The organism is Psychroflexus montanilacus (assembly GCF_020164535.1).
GTDB classification, from domain to species: domain Bacteria; phylum Bacteroidota; class Bacteroidia; order Flavobacteriales; family Flavobacteriaceae; genus Psychroflexus; species Psychroflexus montanilacus.
Genome location: NZ_JAIQZC010000001.1, coordinates 533415 through 550236, shown reverse-complemented (window position 1 = coordinate 550236; position 16822 = coordinate 533415). Strand labels below are relative to the sequence as shown.

At 36.0% G+C, this 16822-nt stretch carries 16 protein-coding genes; 13 read left to right on the top strand and 3 right to left on the bottom strand.

Features of this window, described 5'->3' with window-relative positions; translation table 11 throughout:
- Window positions 1-185: 185 nt before the first annotated feature.
- From LB454_RS02600 to LB454_RS02590, 3 genes are all read right to left on the bottom strand, one after another.
- Window positions 186-527 carry a cupin domain-containing protein gene (locus LB454_RS02600; RefSeq protein ID WP_224462821.1) on the bottom strand — a complete coding sequence of 114 codons (342 nt, stop codon included), beginning with the start codon at window positions 525-527 and terminating at the stop codon, window positions 186-188.
- A 248-nt stretch (window positions 528-775) separates the two neighbouring features.
- Complete coding sequence (locus LB454_RS02595; protein ID WP_224462819.1) at window positions 776-1657, bottom strand: OmpA family protein; 882 nt, start codon at window positions 1655-1657, stop codon at window positions 776-778.
- Between the two features lie 121 nt (window positions 1658-1778).
- Window positions 1779-4067, bottom strand: a complete 2289-nt coding sequence (locus LB454_RS02590; RefSeq protein ID WP_224462817.1) for an outer membrane beta-barrel protein — start codon at window positions 4065-4067, stop codon at window positions 1779-1781.
- 1148 nt (window positions 4068-5215) lie between these two features.
- On the opposite strand from LB454_RS02590, the gene LB454_RS02585 reads away from it, so the two are divergent.
- The 13 genes from LB454_RS02585 (at window position 5216) to LB454_RS02525 (ending at window position 16715) form a co-directional block, all read left to right on the top strand.
- The gene (locus tag LB454_RS02585) at window positions 5216-5560 is read left to right on the top strand and encodes a single-stranded DNA-binding protein (protein ID WP_224462815.1); all 345 of its coding nucleotides are present in this window, start codon (window positions 5216-5218) and stop codon (window positions 5558-5560) included.
- Between the two features lie 80 nt (window positions 5561-5640).
- Window positions 5641-6066 (top strand): DUF6876 family protein, encoded by a 426-nt coding sequence (locus LB454_RS02580; RefSeq protein ID WP_224462813.1) that lies wholly within the window; start codon window positions 5641-5643, stop codon window positions 6064-6066.
- A gap of 454 nt (window positions 6067-6520) precedes the next feature.
- A complete protein-coding gene (locus tag LB454_RS02575; protein WP_224462811.1) occupies window positions 6521-6883 on the top strand; it encodes a BfmA/BtgA family mobilization protein in 363 nt (120 codons plus the stop codon).
- Window positions 6884-6916: 33 nt separating this feature from the next.
- Window positions 6917-7969, top strand: coding sequence for a MobB family relaxase (gene mobB / locus LB454_RS02570; RefSeq protein WP_224462808.1), 1053 nt, complete (start codon window positions 6917-6919; stop codon window positions 7967-7969).
- A 5-nt stretch (window positions 7970-7974) separates the two neighbouring features.
- Window positions 7975-9549 (top strand): type IV secretory system conjugative DNA transfer family protein, encoded by a 1575-nt coding sequence (locus LB454_RS02565; RefSeq protein WP_224462806.1) that lies wholly within the window; start codon window positions 7975-7977, stop codon window positions 9547-9549.
- 74 nt (window positions 9550-9623) lie between these two features.
- Entirely contained in the window at window positions 9624-9911 is a 288-nt protein-coding gene (locus tag LB454_RS02560) for a helix-turn-helix domain-containing protein (protein WP_224462804.1), read from the top strand.
- Window positions 9912-9916: 5 nt separating this feature from the next.
- Window positions 9917-11167: a type II toxin-antitoxin system HipA family toxin gene (locus LB454_RS02555; RefSeq protein WP_224462801.1), complete on the top strand. Its 1251-nt coding sequence runs from the start codon at window positions 9917-9919 to the stop codon at window positions 11165-11167.
- Between the two features lie 470 nt (window positions 11168-11637).
- Window positions 11638-11856 carry a helix-turn-helix domain-containing protein gene (locus LB454_RS02550; RefSeq protein WP_224462799.1) on the top strand — a complete coding sequence of 73 codons (219 nt, stop codon included), beginning with the start codon at window positions 11638-11640 and terminating at the stop codon, window positions 11854-11856.
- Window positions 11853-12173, top strand: a complete 321-nt coding sequence (locus LB454_RS02545) for a HipA N-terminal domain-containing protein (RefSeq protein ID WP_224462797.1) — start codon at window positions 11853-11855, stop codon at window positions 12171-12173. The genes LB454_RS02550 and LB454_RS02545 overlap by 4 nt, the downstream gene beginning before the upstream one ends.
- Before the next feature lie 6 nt (window positions 12174-12179).
- The gene (locus LB454_RS02540; RefSeq protein ID WP_224462795.1) at window positions 12180-13184 is read left to right on the top strand and encodes a type II toxin-antitoxin system HipA family toxin; all 1005 of its coding nucleotides are present in this window, start codon (window positions 12180-12182) and stop codon (window positions 13182-13184) included.
- Window positions 13185-13934: 750 nt separating this feature from the next.
- On the top strand, window positions 13935-15020 hold the full coding sequence (locus LB454_RS02535) for a Fic family protein (RefSeq protein ID WP_224462793.1): 1086 nt from the start codon (window positions 13935-13937) through the stop codon (window positions 15018-15020).
- 164 nt (window positions 15021-15184) lie between these two features.
- The gene (locus LB454_RS02530) at window positions 15185-15448 is read left to right on the top strand and encodes a helix-turn-helix domain-containing protein (protein ID WP_224462790.1); all 264 of its coding nucleotides are present in this window, start codon (window positions 15185-15187) and stop codon (window positions 15446-15448) included.
- 1 nt (window position 15449) lies between these two features.
- A complete protein-coding gene (locus LB454_RS02525; protein ID WP_224462788.1) occupies window positions 15450-16715 on the top strand; it encodes a type II toxin-antitoxin system HipA family toxin in 1266 nt (421 codons plus the stop codon).
- The last annotated feature ends 107 nt before the right edge of the window (window positions 16716-16822 follow it).

The window sequence follows — 16822 nt, the reverse complement described above, 5'->3', positions numbered from 1 at the left end:
ATACTCACTGGGATACTGCAGTTATATAGCACGGGTTAAATAGATGCTATCTAGTTAAGTGAGTAAGTTTATACAACGATGCTTAATTTTCAACTGCAATCTGACTCTTTCTTTATAGATATTTAGGAATTGATTTAGCATAATGTTTCAACTAGCTACAAAAGAGTTGTTTATAATGTATATTTTTAGTTATTCACAATTTTTTGAATACGCTCAGATTTATCTTGCTTGGTTAATGTTAGTCGAACAATGCTATTTTTTTTTGCTTTTAAGTCGTGAGGCACATTTGATTCTAAGGCGATGAGGTCTCCTTTTGCCATATGTTTAATATCTCCATTGACACCCAAATATATTTCACCATCATAAATTTCAATAACGATGGGAAAAGATGTTTTATGTTCTTTCATTATCGTGCCTTTATGCATGGTAATTCTGATTTCTTTGGTAAATTCAGTTTCAAATAATACTCTGGTTAACGGTTTTTCTTTATTGAATTCGAGGTCTTGAGTCAATGAGGCTGTTTTCATAGTTATTATTATTTAGAATAATTAAAATTAATTAATACTGTGACAGTAAGACATGATTAAAGTCATGTTTTGAAAGCTGAACTACAATAACGGGTATAATTTTAGAATTGAAAATGGAAGCATAACAGTTGATGAACCTGTTGACAATCAGGAAAACTATTTTTTTAATCTGTTAAAGTAGAACTGTCAATTGTTTAATGTAAAAAACCCACTCTATTATTAAAAAAACAAGTCAGAGCAATAAGAATTTACCTTACAATTATAGACATGTCGACGCGTCTTGCATTTGCTTCTAATGAGGTTTTATCTTCACCTCTAAAAGAGATGAGAATGCGTGTCTTGTCTATACTATTATTTATTAAAGCTTGCTCTACAGCTTCAGCCCTGCGCATAGAAAGTGCTTTATTATGATTGACTTTTCCAACAGGACTTGCCCAACCCTCAAGTAAGACCTTAGCTTCTGGATAGTCAATTAAAATCTGGGTAAGGTCTTGAATGTTTGGATAAAATTCAGCTTTTATAGTTTCTGAATTATTGTCGAAATATACCTGTTGTTTAAAATAGGTTTTTTCTTCCCTTAGATCTTCTGTTTTTGATAACTTATTGCCCGCAATGAATTTAGATTCCAAACTATCCAATTGTCGTCTTACTTCAACAAGATTTTCTTTCATAATATTCAAATTATCGTCTGCATTATTCAATCCAACACGTTTCGATTCAGCATTTTTCATTTGAGCATTTTTTAAAGAATCAATTCTACTCTCTAATTCTTTAATCAAATTGCTATTTGATGGAATTACAATTGGAGCGCTGCGCTCATTTGGTTGATTTAAAGAACCAGGGGCTGAATTGTTAGACAGGATAATTGTAGAATCATCTCTACTCTTAGGTGATGCAGTACTATAAGGACTTAAATCATCAATTCTTTGGTTCAGATAACGTAGTTCTTGTAAAATTCGTTGATAGGATGCATTGTCGTATGCACCACTGCTAATCTCAGAATGATCCTGGTGTTTCAACCTAAGCTCGGCTAAATACTTTTTTTGTTGATCACCTTCTCTTTCATTTAACTCTGTGCGTCTTGCATCTCCAATGCTGCTCAGAAACGAAGTCAATTCCGATTCCGTCATTATTACGGTGCTTTTTTTAGAAGCCTTTTCGCTTTGCGAGAAAAGACTAGCTGTAAATAATATGCATATCACAACCAAAAATGACCTTATTTTATTTTTCTCGTTTAATTGTAGCATTTTATTAAAATTTAAATTTATATCCAACAGAGATTCTATGAATATCGATGAAATTATGAGCAGTATAATCTGCAAATAACTGACCGCCTAAAACATTAAAGGATGTTCCTAAGATCAGATTAGGACTAAATGTACTTTCGCCTGCAACATCATTATAACCTAAACCTAGACCAGCATATGGGTTCAAAATCACACCCGAATCAATATTAAAAGGAATCACAACGTTAGCATTTATTCCAAATCCAGTATTCTTACCTGGGGCTAAATAAAAATCTGGCATAAATTTAAATGGTGAATTGGTAAAGGCATAATTCCCTCTTACTCCAATAATCATAGAGGCATCATTCGCCACAGCTACTCCAGTGAAAAGAGATAACCCCTCGTTGATTACTAAACCACTCGCAACACCTCCTGATGCATTTTCAGTTTGAATTATAGTATTATCATCTTTGTCTGTTTGAACTGTAGTTTTTGATGGCTGTGCCGTTGAAAGCGTGCTTGTGGGAGTTTGTTGTCCGCTTGTTATTACAGTTGTTTTACCCTGATTTTGATTCTGATTTTCGAGAGAACCTTGCATTTCTCTAATTCTGTCAGCATTATCATCTATCTTTCTGTCAAGCTCTTTCAGCATATCCATAACTTTTTGTGAGGCATCTTCTTGACGGACTGGTGCAAGATTTTGATTGTAAACCCCAGTGTTAAGCTCTAGTAATAAACGCTCTAATCGATCCATACGATCCTCAATCGTCTGTGGTCTGCGCGATTCTTTATCAACACCTTGTATCACTTTTTCGATTAATTCCTCAAGTTCTTTAGGAGTCATCTCTACTTTAGATTCTTGAATACCCTTCTCTTCAAAAGATTTCATTTTAGGATCAGACTTCTGAATGCGTTCCAGTTCTTTTTTCTCCTCAATAATTTTCACTGCCTTTCTGGTATCGTTATTTTTATAGGCTTCAGACAATTCTGATTCCAACTCATCTATACGATTTTGATATGCTTGAGTTCTGTTTTCTACTTGACGATCTATTTTACTTTCAAGAATTTCGTCTGTGTCATCAGCTTTTTTACCTAACTGAAAACGAAGACCAACTGTATACATAACGTGCTGCCTTAGCTCCTCTGGTGTTACGGTATTTTGTAGATCTGAAGTTCCACGTTCTGAAGTGTACAATAAACTTGCATCACCAAAGGCTTCAAGATTTCTGGTTAAAGGTATATTTAAACCCAAACCACCTTTAGCAAAAAAACTGGAAGTTGCTCCATTAATACCGTCATTACCTGTGTAACTGTTATATGCATTCAGATAACCACCACCAACTGTTATGTAAGGCACTAAACCACGAGAAACATTTAATTTGGCGACAAAATCAGCGCCATATATTGCCAAATTATCCCAGTCTGTAGAAATCTCTTCGTTTTTGGTGGCTTGATAATAAAAACCTCTTATACCAACGTATTGGTTTAAATCAAAACCGACTTTACCACCAATAAAATAAGAATTCGCAAAATTACTGTCGCTATCAAAATTTACAAAAGCACCAACCGGTTCTACGATTAGTTTGAAGCCACTTAGACCTCCTGAATACTTGTTGTAGTATGCTCTATCCAAATCACTATAGTCTTCTGGGCTTCGGCCGCCTAGATATAATTGTAAACCAGCCAATACCGACCAGTTGTACATACGGCTGTTGTTGTCATCACCCAGTAGGTCTTCAAATTCTGAGGGGTCCTGTCCTTCTTGAAATAGCACTGATGCGGGATTCAAATTGAAGACAGTATTCTTTACTTCTAAATTGAAAAATAACCTATCACTTAATTTGATTTGTGTACCAAGTCCTAAATTCCCATAGATTTGCTTCAGCTTTTGATCATTAGAGGGTTCTCCTACTTCGGAAATATCAAATTCTAATGTCTGAACACCTGCACCTACAGTCAAATAAGGTACAAAAGTACCTCGTGTTGGGATGTTGGCTTTAAATTCACCCCCAACACGCTCAATATCTACGCTACGTGAGGTGAAATTATTAACAAAATCATCTGAAAAAGCATCAAAGCCATCTACCGTGTTCTTTAAATCTGCAGACTTTTCATATACCGCTCTTAGTTCAATTGCTTCACCAAAACCAAATCCCACTCTTCCTCCATACATAAGACCATCCTCAATGGCGGCGTTATTGTCGAACCAGTTATAACTTGCGGTAGGTTGCAAGGTTACGGTTACATCTTTCATTTGAGCCTGTGAATTTGCTCCTAGTAGAACTATGACACAGAAAGTAATTATTTTTTTCATGTTCTTAATATTTGTGTAATGATTAATTATTTAGTTTTATTTAGTTTGAGTTGAATAAAAACAATAGTGTGAAGGTCCTTACTTGTCCCAAGTAAACTCTTATACGATTAAAACTATTTCTTATATAATTGAAACATTCTGATAGGCTTTGAGAAAGGAGACATAGAGAGGGAGGCTACAGTTCAATGTTTCAGTTCAAGATGTAAAATTTGTCAGTTTATAAAATGTAACTCCTAAAAAAAACACTTTTTACAAAGCATCTTTTTTTATTATGTAAAGCATGTCCCTATGATTGAAAATTTATTCATGGTTTTAAGCATCTTTTTATATTGCCTATCTCTTAATACTTATTGTGAAACTCTTCAAATTCCTGATCATTTGTCATATCCTAAATACTAGATATAGATTATGCACTTATTATCTTAAATATTTTGCCTAAACGCTCAGCCCATTCCCTTATATTCCGCCAAAGCTCCATGACAGTAAAAGAGCTTCACTAGTGCTCTTGGACCTATCTGTTGTTTTGCTTCCTTCATGTCGCTAACCCAACCGTCCCAAAACCTCGGGACTGGTTGGGACACTCCATTTCGTTACAAAAAACAGACACGTCCGCTTTTTTGAATAGGAACGCCAAGCGCTTGGATGTTCTTAACCAGATGTTCGGTGAGGACTTCTTCTGGCCTCACTTGAACATCTCTAAACATCCAAGCGCTGGCTGGTCCATTTTAAGGGGTTTTTAATGGATCAAGCCTTCTTTGTTTTTCGGGTCGTCGAAAAACAGGTAGCGACTAACCCATTCTAGGTTTATCCCCCTTATTCACCTCGCTTAACTTATCCGTACGCTCTGCTCTTAAGTGGTCTAAAAAGCATGGCTAAGGCGCTTATGGAACTTGTCAAGGCTATACGAGTTTTAGTCCACAAATAAGGTTTCTACTTCCTCGAAAACCATCCTGCCTTTAGTCAGGCTGGTTTTTCCACGTCGCAGACACTCCTGATTTATTTCCTAAAAGCCTTGACAAAACCCACTTGATCCATTGTGCTATGCACGGAAGAAAAGAACAAACACCCCTTAAAATTTAATCTGTTTTAAACCTACAGGGGAATTATTAATCTGCCTGCATACACACAGGCTCTTAAATCTTTTAATTATGAGTACTTTAAAAAATCATGTACAGTTAATTGGAAACCTTGGCGGAGAGCCAAGCATTACGAACCTCGAAAGCGGTAAAAAAGTAGCCCGCTTCTCACTTGCCACCAACGCCTATTACAAAGACAATCAAGGCGACAAACAAACCGACACCAATTGGCATACGGTTGTTGCTTGGGGTAAGACAGCAGACATTGTAGAGAACTACCTCCACAAAGGTAAAGAAGTAGGGATAGCGGGAAAGCTTAAATCGAGAACCTACACCACTGATGAAGGCGCTCAACGCTATGTGACTGAAGTTGTCGCTGATGAGATCCTTTTACTTGGCAGCAACACTGACCAGTAAATAATGAACCTAAACGAGGGCATGGTCTTGACCGGTGTCCTCGTTTTTTCTTTTAAACTTAAACCTTAAATTACAAAACCATGTCATCAAATAATCAACACCAACACCGTTCGTCGTCTTCAGAGAGTACCTCAAAAGCTAAACTGATCCAGGATCAATTGAAGTCTTTTATTGGGACAGAAATGTTCTATCAACTCCCGCTCTTTAAAACCAGATTCACAGATGGAGTAAAGTATCTATCGGAAGTTGCTGACTGTTTTTGGCTGATAACCGATACTTCAGTGATCGCAAAGAGCTTAATCAACAAAAGCGAATTTATTACCATTGACTTTAAACGCTTATCTAAAGCCGAACAAATTGAATCTCATACTGAGGCGATAATTCTCTACAGTGATGGTAATGACAATCTATTAGAAAAACACGGCTATTTTGTTACGGATTTTCCGTTAGATGAATTGCGCTTATTTTTTGTAAATGATACGCTTATGTTACCTAGCGAATATTAATGCAAATCATCCTTTGACGTTCAATTTATTAAAACACCTCTGGTAGTTAGAGGTGTTTTTTTTAAGGCTTGATTTCTGATTTTCAGAAAAATGCATTATCTTTAAAATGCTGAATTAGCAGCATTGAAATTAAATAGGGGTATCTACTTTCCACTTTCGCCGATATCCTTAAAGCGAGAACACTAACATTTCGGAAAAATTAGTTTTCTAAACTGGCAATAGGTTGCTGATGTTAATCAGAAGCCCTATTGTATGGATTTTTGTCCGCCTTGGCGGACGAAAAGGAAAAGCAAGAGGGTAACACGCGATGCGATGTTACGGTTTCTTTTTCGTCTTTAAATGACTGATAATTAGTATTTTATGAAACAAGTAAAATTCTAGAATTCAGGAATTTGCGACAAATACCTTCACAACACCCATGTTTAGGGAAGTTTTTGCGACAAATCGGCGAGATATGAACTCTTTTACTGGCATTAGATTTAAAAAGGATACGGCCAAACGCTTTCAAAACTTTTCACGTCAACACTTCAAATCTCACACTGAAGCTTTGGAAACTATGTTAGACTTTTTCCAGGATAATGAGATCTCTCCTAAAGAAAAATTAGGGCCCTCAGCTAGAACATTAGAGACTAAACTTTTGAAACGTATCAATGCGGTCATTGCCATTATGCGGGATATGGAAAAGAGTCAAACTAAACCTACTCTGGCCATGTTAGAATCTTTATTTCAGGCTGAAGATCATTCTTCAGAGCCTTCTAAACCCCCTTTGATTGTAGAAAAGAAAATCATAGAAGAAAAGAAGGATCTAGGATCTTAAAAATAAGGCATTTAAACCCTTAAATAATTCAACATGTATTTAAGCATTACACCCCAAACATTAGGAGCTAACTATTCTCAAAGCTCTGCAGATTTTGTGGCTTATCTTGAGAAGGAAAACCTAGATTTAACCGATACTACTTTACCAAATGGTGATTCTAACCTAGAGTATTTCTTCAGTCAACATGAAGACAAGGTTTCTGCAAATGAGGTCATCAAAGCTATTGACACAAACACGGCTAAACTCAAGAAAACTGAGCCTAAATTCTATTCGATTACTGTAAGCCCTTCTAAGTATGAGTTAAGAAAACTAGAGCATACTAGTGAAGATTTAAAACGCTATACGCGTGAATTGATGAAGGAATATGCGGCCTCCTTCCACCGAGAAATCAACGGACGCCCCATTCATGTTGATGATATTAAATACTTCGCTAAAATTGAACATCAGCGTCGATTTAAAGGGACGGATTGGCAGATCAAAGAAAATCAACCCTATGCTTCTAAAATCCTTGACCTAAAAACAGAATTAAGACAAATTGAAGAGGGGAGAAGGGATGGTGATCTTAAGGCTGTAAAGCGTAAGATTACAGACCTGGAGGGCCAAGCTCCACATCAACAAAATGGTAAGCGTATTGTTCAAGGTATGCTTAAAGCTGGTGATCAGAGCCACATCCATATCATCGTCAGTCGAAAAGATGCTTCCAACTCCTATAGTCTTTCTCCTGGTAGCAAATACAAAGCTTCTGTTGTTGAAATGCACGGGAAACAAATTAAACGTGGATTTGATCGGGACCGGTTCTATGAACGGGCTGAAAAAACCTTTGACCGGCTCTTTGCCTATCAACGCAACTACGTAGAAACCTACAAAGCAAAAAAGGAATTTGTCCATCATCCCAAACTTTATTTTGCTTCGTTGATGAAATTACCCAGCAACGAAAAAGCCATGGCTTTTAAACTGATGCGGGAGAGGGGAGTGCCCATGTTGCCCAATATCCCCGTAAGTCAGGCTCAACTCGCCCTTAGGGTTTTTAAACGCTTAAGACGAGGTGCAGAGATAGCTATTAAATCAAGTTCTATAGGCATCTAAATCAAATGGAAAATTTAATCTTAATATTTATCATCATCGCTCTAACTACTGCGGTTTTCTATGGCGTATACCGCTTCTCTAACTATGCTTTTCTGATTAATTGTGTAGTTATCGTTCTTGTCTTTATCTATTTATTAGATGATAATTCCTGGGTGCTGGTATCTTTGTATGTAGTCTGTCCGCTTTTGTTGATCAATACTGTTTGGTATGTCTTTTTGCATAAGGAAACTCCTTCTACTTCTACCGAGAAAAGATATCAGGTTCATTTTAATACCGTTAAAGGAGAATTTAAGCTGGACAATATTAAGCGAGGAGCTTCTGTCATAGGCTCTGCTGGTAGTGGTAAAACTGAAAGTGTGGTATATGGCTTATTAAAGCACTTCCAGGCCCACGGCTTTTGTGGTATTATTCACGATTACAAAGATTTTGAATTAACTGAAATGGCTTATCCGCTTTTTAAACATAGTCACATTCCATTTAAAATCATTTCTTTTGATACCATCAATCATCGAGTTAATCCCATTGCTCCGCGTTATTTGGAGAATGAAGAGAGCGTTAATGAAGTCTCAAGGGTGTTGATTGAAAACCTCTTGGAACAACGAGAATCGGGGACCACAGGGACGACTAAATTCTTTAATGATGCTGCCGAAGGTTTGATTGGTGGATTGATTTGGAAGCTTAAAACGGACTATCCTCAATTCTGTACACTGCCTCATCTCATTGCGATCTATCAATACCTCGATACCGATAGCTTAGTCCAATTTCTGAAAACCAATACAACCTCAAGAGCTATGGCTGATGCGTTTATCAGTGGCAAGGATTCAGAACGCCAAACGGCTGGTGTTAAAAGTACCCTTGCCAACGCCCTCAAGCGTATTAGCACTCAACGTATTTTTATGACCTTGTCTGCTGATGAAGTGCCACTAAACATCAATAATGAAGCGAATCCTGCCATCATCTCCATTGTTAATAATCCCAAGTTTGAAACCTCTTATTCTCCTGTGATTGCAACCCTGGTGCATACCATCACTAAACAAATGAGTGTACGCCACTCAAAGCCATCCTTTCTGCTGATGGAGGAAGCGCCCACCCTACGCTTACTGAATATGCATCGCATTCCGGCGACGCTTCGGAGCTATAATATCTCAACGGTATATGTGATGCAGGACAAGATCCAAAACGATATGATGTATGGGGATAAGGCGAGCAAAGCCATTTTAAGTAATCTGTCCTATCAGTTCTTTGGAAAAGTAAATGATCCAGATACTGCCAAATACTACGAACGCTTTTTTGAAATCATCAAAGACCCCACTAAAAGTGTAAGCAGGGGACATAACCTTGATTTTGATACCAGAGTGACCACGGGTGAAAAGGAAATTCCAAAAATTCGAGCGGATGTGTTCTTTCGGTTGAAGCAAGGGGAATTTATTACGTATGCAGATGGAATCGATAAAAAAGTTCAATTTACACTAGAGCATATTAATCGAGAATTACCCTCAAGATCTAAACAGGTTTCTCAGAAAGAATTGGAAAAGAACTTTGAAAGGATTTATAGAGAAGCGAAATCTATATTTAACTAATATGAAGTCCAATTTACTACAAATGTCGCTTATTTGCAACAATTATGTTATATTTGTTGCAAATAAACGATAATATGAATTCTAAAAAGGCTATAGTTCTTCCTAAATATTTTAAAATATTTGAGCAAATAGGTGAAAATATAAAGCTTGCGCGTAAGCGTAGAAAGCTGACTGCTGAACAAGTTTCTGAACGTGCAGGTATTCATAGAGCTACCTTATATCGTATGGAGAAAGGTGACCCTTCTGTAGCAATTGGTTTATATTTTAATGTATTTAGAGTGTTCAATCTTCAAGATGACTTTCTAAAGTTAGGCCTAGATGATAAATTTGGTAGAAAATTACAAGATCTTAATTTATTATAAGTTAAATGGCAACAGGAAAATTCGACATATACGTATTTGCAGATTGGGAAACTTTAAAGAAACCAACATTGGTAGGCCTACTTTCAGCTCAATTCGCTAAAGGTAAAAAAGCATTCAGTTTTGAATATGATAAGGATTGGTTAAAGGCCGATGCGAAACGATTACTGGATCCTGACATTGATTTTTATTCAGGTCCACAATATCCTGATAACAAAGAGAATTTCGGTATTTTCTTAGATAGTATGCCTGATACCTGGGGTAAGACTTTAATGAAGCGAAGGGCTGCCCAAGATGCTAGAGCAAAGAATGAAAAGGCTCGTACACTTTATGAAATAGACTACTTACTTGGGGTTTATGACGAGAGTAGAATGGGAGCCTTAAGGTTCAAAACTGAATTGGAAGGTCCTTTTTTAGATAATAATACAGACACTCCAACACCACCTTGGTCATCATTAGGAGATTTGCAAGAAGCTGCTTACCAGCTGGAAAGTGATGATCAAAGTGAAGCCTTTAGAAAATGGATTGCCGTATTGATAGCACCAGGTTCTTCTTTAGGTGGAGCTCGACCTAAGGCAAATATCTTTGACTCAAAAAAAGACCTTTGGATAGCAAAATTCCCCTCAAAATCGGATACTATTGATAAGGCTGCTTGGGAATTTTTAGCCTATAAACTAGCTACTGCTGCAGGAATTCAGATGTCAGATTCTAAAATACAAAAGATTAGTGGTCAGCACCATACTTTTCTGACCAGACGTTTTGATAGAGATGGTAAAAGCCGTATCCATTTTGCTTCAGCAATGACAATGACTGGAAATACAGAAGACATTATAAAGGAATCTGTACCAAGTTATCTTGAAATTGTAGAGTTTATAGAAAATTATGGAGTAGATGTGGAATCTAATTTACATCAACTTTGGCGACGCATTGTATTTAATATTGGGATTTCCAATACTGATGACCATCTACGTAATCATGGTTTTATACTTACCAAAAAAGGTTGGACTTTATCACCAGCCTATGATTTAAACCCTTCAATAGAAAAAGACGGTTTATCGTTAAATATTGATATGGATGATAATGCTTTAAACTTTGATTTAGCTAAAAGTGTTGGCAAGTATTTTAGGCTAAATGAGGCTTATATGGAAACGATTTTGAATGAGGTGTTGACCGTTATTAAAGATTGGAGATCAGAGGCAAAGCGTATTGGTATAAAAAAATCTGAGATGGACCTCATGGCTTCAGCGTTTAAAGGGTAATTAAACGATAAGGATTTATTTACACGACTGTATTATACAGATATAGATTGAATATTTTCTTTATTGTTCAGATGTTTAAAAGATTTTTTAAGCTCAAATTAAAGTACGTCCTTATTAATATTACTGAAAACCTAGATTAACATTTAAGTAGTATGTGAAAAAGAAAAGGTAATTCAAGTTATGAAGCCCAGACAAAATTATCTGATGCTCTAAGGATTAAATTAATTTTAAACTTAAGAATTCTAAAAGTATTGAAAAGGAATCAAAGTGAGTTTTATTATAAACTCGAGAATAAAGTGACGAGGCCAGCTAATTAGTAAAAAATAATATCGCCAAAAGGGCATTGTTATGCATTATTTGATTTTGCTTTTTTAATTTCAGGCATTAGTTCAATGGAAAGTGTATTTTAAAACACTATTTAACCTAGTTATCATTTTATGATGTATATTTGCTTTCAAAAGAGCTTTTTAATGCACTACGATAAAATTATAAAACAGCTTAAAACTAGGAGGGAAACTCTTCAGGTGACTCAGTCTTTACTTTCAGAATTATCTGGGGTCTCTCTAAGAGCCCTTAAACAATTTGAAAGTGGTAAAGGAAACCCAACATTGGAAACCTTGACTAAACTTTCAGAGGCTTTAGGAATGGAAGTGAGTTTGCAGGTAAAAACCCCAAAAGTTATTAAATGAGAAGGGCGAAGGTTATCTATAAAAATGAATGGGCTGGCACACTTTTTCAACTTGATGATGGGAGCTTTGAATTTAGGTATGAAAAAGATTGGTTAGATAACCAATCCAAGCCACCAGTAAGCTTGACCCTCCCCAAACATAAGGAGGTATTTCGGTCATCTTATTTATTTCCCTTTTTCTACAATATGTTACCAGAGGGGACCAATAAACAAGTGGTTTGCTACAACTTGAGAATAGATGAAAAGGACCATTTTGGTATTTTAATGGCAACTGCAAAATTTGATGCCATTGGAGCCGTAAGAATCTTAAAATATTAAAGACTGATGAAGACGCCTTCGATAAATTTTTGTCCTGGTACGCTGACTAAGGGACACAGTACTTACAGTAGAACTGCGATGAAGCGTGTTTTTTATAATAAAAAAGTGAGTCATATCTTACCCTATACTGCACCGAATTCTGATGAAGAAACAGATCAACTTTTTGTGGATAATCGCAAACGACTTTCCATCTCTGGTGTACAAGAAAAGTTTTCTGTCTTACTGGAGAAGAATAAACTACGACTTATTCAAGAAGGGGAGCAAGGCACTTACATTTTAAAACCTGTTCCAAATGCTGGTAAAAATGCAGATCAAATGCCAGCTAATGAACATTTGACCATGCAGATAGCACGTCAGGTTTTTGAAATTGAAACGGCTGAAAATGCCATGATCTTTTTTGAAAATGGAGCGCCAGCTTATATCACTAAGCGATTTGATGTTCGAGAAGATGGCAGCAAGTGGGCCCAGGAAGATTTTGCTACTATAGCTGAATTGACACCTCAAACCCACGGCGAAAACTATAAATACGATGGAAATTATTTGGACCTATTTAAATTGATGAAAGAGTATGTTCCTGCTTACCCTGTAGAAGCTCCCAAACTATTTAGGCTTATTTTATTTAATTACTTAATGTCCAATGGAGATGCCCATTACAAGAATGTTTCACTGATAGAAACTTCTTTTGGAGATTTTAAATTGAGTCCAGCTTACGATCTTCTAAACAGTCGCATGCATATTGATGATAGAGATTTCGCTCTCAGTAATGGCTTACTTCCACCTAAAGATGCACACGGAAAAGTTCATGAACAATTTAATAAACTTGGGTTGATGGCTGGGCTATCTCAAAGGCTAATTGATCAAAACTTCAAATTGCTGACCAGTCATACAGAAGAAGTCAAAAAGCTTATCCAAAGTTCTTTTCTGAAAGATAAATTTAAAAGGAATTATGAACAGGCTTATCTAACTCGATTGAAAAAAATAACAAGAGAATACAACATGATTGACCAATGAACTGCCAGTTTGATAAGAAACAATTCATGTCCTTACTTTAGCTAGGATTGTTAATCTGTCTATGCGTCATGTTGACGTTCAAATTTTGCTCAACATGGCGCTCGTTGAGTTCTAAAACCGCTCTGCGATCTTTTATGAGCTAGAATTTAGGAAGTTCATAAACCAAGATATACCATACAGAAATTCGAAAATGGTAAAAATGCCACTTTAGATACCGTTTTATAAATTGCCAATCACATTGATTTATTAAGGAATTTATACCAGACCCTTAAAGACTTAGAAAAAGTAGCGATATAAATTCATTGTATTAAGATGGCTAAAAATAAATTATTGATGTTATGTTGTTTGGACATGAATAGGAAAAGTCGGTATGAAATAGATATACAGACTTCTTGCTTTTCAGTACAATCTGGCCTATTTGGAGTCCTGTCCATAGTCAAATACCCTTCATACTTAAATAAATCAACAGGTTCAGGTATATTCTATTAGTTTGAAGGAGAAATCTTCAGAGGACTATCTCCAATGATTACAGATTCTTTATCAGAGATGTTTGGGCATATAATTTTTAAGAATAGTTCTAGCCGTTTAAAGGATCTGTTTTATGTTTTTATAGTTTTCAATTTAATTACTTCAGAAATAGAGGTGAAAAATAACGAGGGTAAATTTTACTACTGAATTTTAAACAAAGGTAAAATTTATATATATTTACCCTCGTTTAGATCACGTGAGTAATCATTACCCTTGTTGCAAATGAAAGATTTTAATAAAAGCACACCCTATAATAACTTACCCCTGTTACCTCCTAAAGCGATTTTAGAAACCACTAGAGTATTGCGTAAAACTATTGAAGCCAGTAGAGCTCTAGCCCAGCTTAATGGTATGTTGACTAACTTGCCAAACCCCACATTGTTTTTAGATACGATTCATTTACAGGAAGCAAAAGCAAGTTCTGAAATAGAGAATATCATTACAACCAATGATGATTTATATAAAAGCTTGGTTGCCGATAAAAAATTTGAGAATCCTGCAACTAAAGAAGTCATCAGTTATAAAGAAGCGCTTTGGAACGGATTACAACTCATTGAAAACCGACCTTTTATTTCAACCAATTTATGTATTGAAATTGTACAAAGTATTAAAAAAAATACGGCAGGCATTAGAACAACTCCTGGTACGTCCTTAAAAAATACCAAAGGAGAAATTATTTATACCCCTCCGACAGGTGAAGCCATTATTAGAGAAAAATTAGCCAATCTTGAGACTTTTGTAAACGGTGAAGATGATATGGATCCATTGATCAAAATGGCTATTATGCACTATCAATTTGAAGCCATACATCCTTTTAGTGATGGCAATGGCAGGACTGGACGTATTTTATTATTACTTTATTTGAAACTCGAGAAATTGCTAGACTCACCTGCTATTTATTTAAGTGATTATATTATCAGGAACAAAGCAGACTATTATATCAAATTACGAAAGGTTACCGAAAACAAAGATTGGGAAGGGTGGATACTTTATATGCTTGAAATGGTAGAGTATACAGCTAATAAAGGATTAGAACGCTTGAAAGATATCACTAGGTTAATGCAGGAAATGGCTGCAGAGATTAAAGAAAAATTACCAAAGGTATATTCTAAAGAACTTGTTGAAATACTCTTTCGATTACCATACACCAAAAGAAAGTTTTTAGTCGATGCCAAATTAGGTACACCAAAAACTGTAGGGATTTACCTCATGGAATTAGAAAATACTGGATTTTTGATTTCTGAAAAGGTGGGTAAAGAAAAACTTTATCTCAATCACAGATTAATGGCTATTTTGGAAGCTTCATAAATTAACCTACAGCAAATCATTATACCTGTTTTTGATATTGAGAAGTGCGGTTTATAAAAACGAAAAATTTTAATTTAGTTGATTTGATAATGAAACAAAATTGTGTATTATAATAAACACTTTAAGCTTAATCCTTATATTTGTGTATTATAATAAACATAAGGATGATAGACGCAGTGACTATAAAGGAGGTGAAACTACAGCTTGGGGAGCTTTGTAAGCAGAAAAGACAAAGCTACGACATGTCTCAGCAAGACTTGGCTGAGGCGTTGAAATTATCAAGATATACCATACAGAAATTCGAAAATGGTAAAAATGCAACCTTAGATACTGTCTTAAAAATCGCGAACCACTTCGATTTGTTAGGGAATTTATACCAGGCCCTTAAAGACCTGGAACAGAATAACGACATAAATTCATTGTATTAAGATGGCTAAAAATAAAATCTTAGAAGTCATATTGTTTGGTCAGGAAATAGGTAAAGTCGGTTACGATATCGATAAACAGGTCTCTTATTTTCAATACAACCCGGCCTATTTGGAGTCTGGTCAATACGCTGATATATTCCCTTACATAGTTAAACGAATAAAACCGGTTCAGGTATTCCATCAGTTTGAAGGAGAAACCTTCAGAGGATTACCGCCAATGATTGCAGACTCTCTGCCGGACATGTTTGGAAATATTATTTTTAAAGAGTGGTTTGAAGCCAAAAATAAAGCGTTGAGGAAAATTACTCCACTGGAACAGCTAACTTATGTAGCCAATAGGGGGATGGGGGCGATCGAATACCAACCTTCCGCAAAAATCCCAAAAACATCAACGATTCATATCGATGAGATCGTGGAGGTACTAAAAAAAGTGTTGGATGTAAAAAATGATACGACTGCAGAGGCTTTAAATGATGCTGCCTTGCTAAATATTTTCAAAATAGGAACTTCGGCCGGGGGAGCACGTCCCAAAATATTGATTTCAGAGCATAAAGAAACGGGGAAAATAATTCCTGGAGATATAGAGTATTCTCAGGCATATAATCATTACCTGGTCAAGTTGTCTATGAATGAAGACTGGGGCTACAACAGAGAAAAAATAGAGTACGCTTATTACCTCATGGCTCAGGAAGTAGGGATAAACATGATGCCCTCCAAGTTGATAGATAATAAACACTTCGCCACCTTACGTTACGATAGACAAAATGGAGAAAAACGTCATGTACTTACCGTATCTGGCCTGACTGGCTGGGATTTTAAAAAGCCAGAGAACAGTACCTATGAAAATGTATTTAGGCTAGCTTTAGATATGAAAGTACCACATAAAGATATTATCGAGCTGTTCAGGCGTATGGTGTTCAATGTGATCTATTATAACATAGATGACCATTTGAAAAACCATTCATTTATTTACGATAAACAAACGAATACCTGGTCTTTATCGCCGGCTTACGACATTACGTATCCACTAAATATTAACGCCAATTACACCAATATTTCCAGAGCCTTATCGATCAACAATAAGAGAGCAGACATCACCCTGGAAGATGTGCTGACCATAGCCGAAGCCTATGCCATCAAAAATCCCAAAGCCATTATCAGCGATGTGCAAAAAGCAACACAAAGTTGGGATGAAATGACCAGCCAGTTAGACATTCCACAAAAAGTAACTAGGTCTATAAAACGAGAATTTAAAGAACTTATTTAAAAAGAGACAAAAGCCCTGAAAAGGGCTTTTGTCTCTTTCGCTAAGTTAGTTTTACGCTAAATACAAAGGATTTCTCTCAAAGTCAATCACATTTATATCATGTCAAA

Coding starts and splice junctions, on each gene's coding strand:
- LB454_RS02600 (WP_224462821.1), bottom strand. CDS start 527: ATGAAAACAGCCTCATTGACTCAAGACCTCGAATTCAATAAAGAAAAA.
- LB454_RS02595 (WP_224462819.1), bottom strand. CDS start 1,657: ATGACGGAATCGGAATTGACTTCGTTTCTGAGCAGCATTGGAGATGCA.
- LB454_RS02590 (WP_224462817.1), bottom strand. CDS start 4,067: ATGAAAAAAATAATTACTTTCTGTGTCATAGTTCTACTAGGAGCAAAT.
- LB454_RS02585 (WP_224462815.1), top strand. CDS start 5,216: ATGAGTACTTTAAAAAATCATGTACAGTTAATTGGAAACCTTGGCGGA.
- LB454_RS02580 (WP_224462813.1), top strand. CDS start 5,641: ATGTCATCAAATAATCAACACCAACACCGTTCGTCGTCTTCAGAGAGT.
- LB454_RS02575 (WP_224462811.1), top strand. CDS start 6,521: ATGAACTCTTTTACTGGCATTAGATTTAAAAAGGATACGGCCAAACGC.
- mobB (WP_224462808.1), top strand. CDS start 6,917: ATGTATTTAAGCATTACACCCCAAACATTAGGAGCTAACTATTCTCAA.
- LB454_RS02565 (WP_224462806.1), top strand. CDS start 7,975: ATGGAAAATTTAATCTTAATATTTATCATCATCGCTCTAACTACTGCG.
- LB454_RS02560 (WP_224462804.1), top strand. CDS start 9,624: ATGAATTCTAAAAAGGCTATAGTTCTTCCTAAATATTTTAAAATATTT.
- LB454_RS02555 (WP_224462801.1), top strand. CDS start 9,917: ATGGCAACAGGAAAATTCGACATATACGTATTTGCAGATTGGGAAACT.
- LB454_RS02550 (WP_224462799.1), top strand. CDS start 11,638: ATGCACTACGATAAAATTATAAAACAGCTTAAAACTAGGAGGGAAACT.
- LB454_RS02545 (WP_224462797.1), top strand. CDS start 11,853: ATGAGAAGGGCGAAGGTTATCTATAAAAATGAATGGGCTGGCACACTT.
- LB454_RS02540 (WP_224462795.1), top strand. CDS start 12,180: ATGAAGACGCCTTCGATAAATTTTTGTCCTGGTACGCTGACTAAGGGA.
- LB454_RS02535 (WP_224462793.1), top strand. CDS start 13,935: ATGAAAGATTTTAATAAAAGCACACCCTATAATAACTTACCCCTGTTA.
- LB454_RS02530 (WP_224462790.1), top strand. CDS start 15,185: ATGATAGACGCAGTGACTATAAAGGAGGTGAAACTACAGCTTGGGGAG.
- LB454_RS02525 (WP_224462788.1), top strand. CDS start 15,450: ATGGCTAAAAATAAAATCTTAGAAGTCATATTGTTTGGTCAGGAAATA.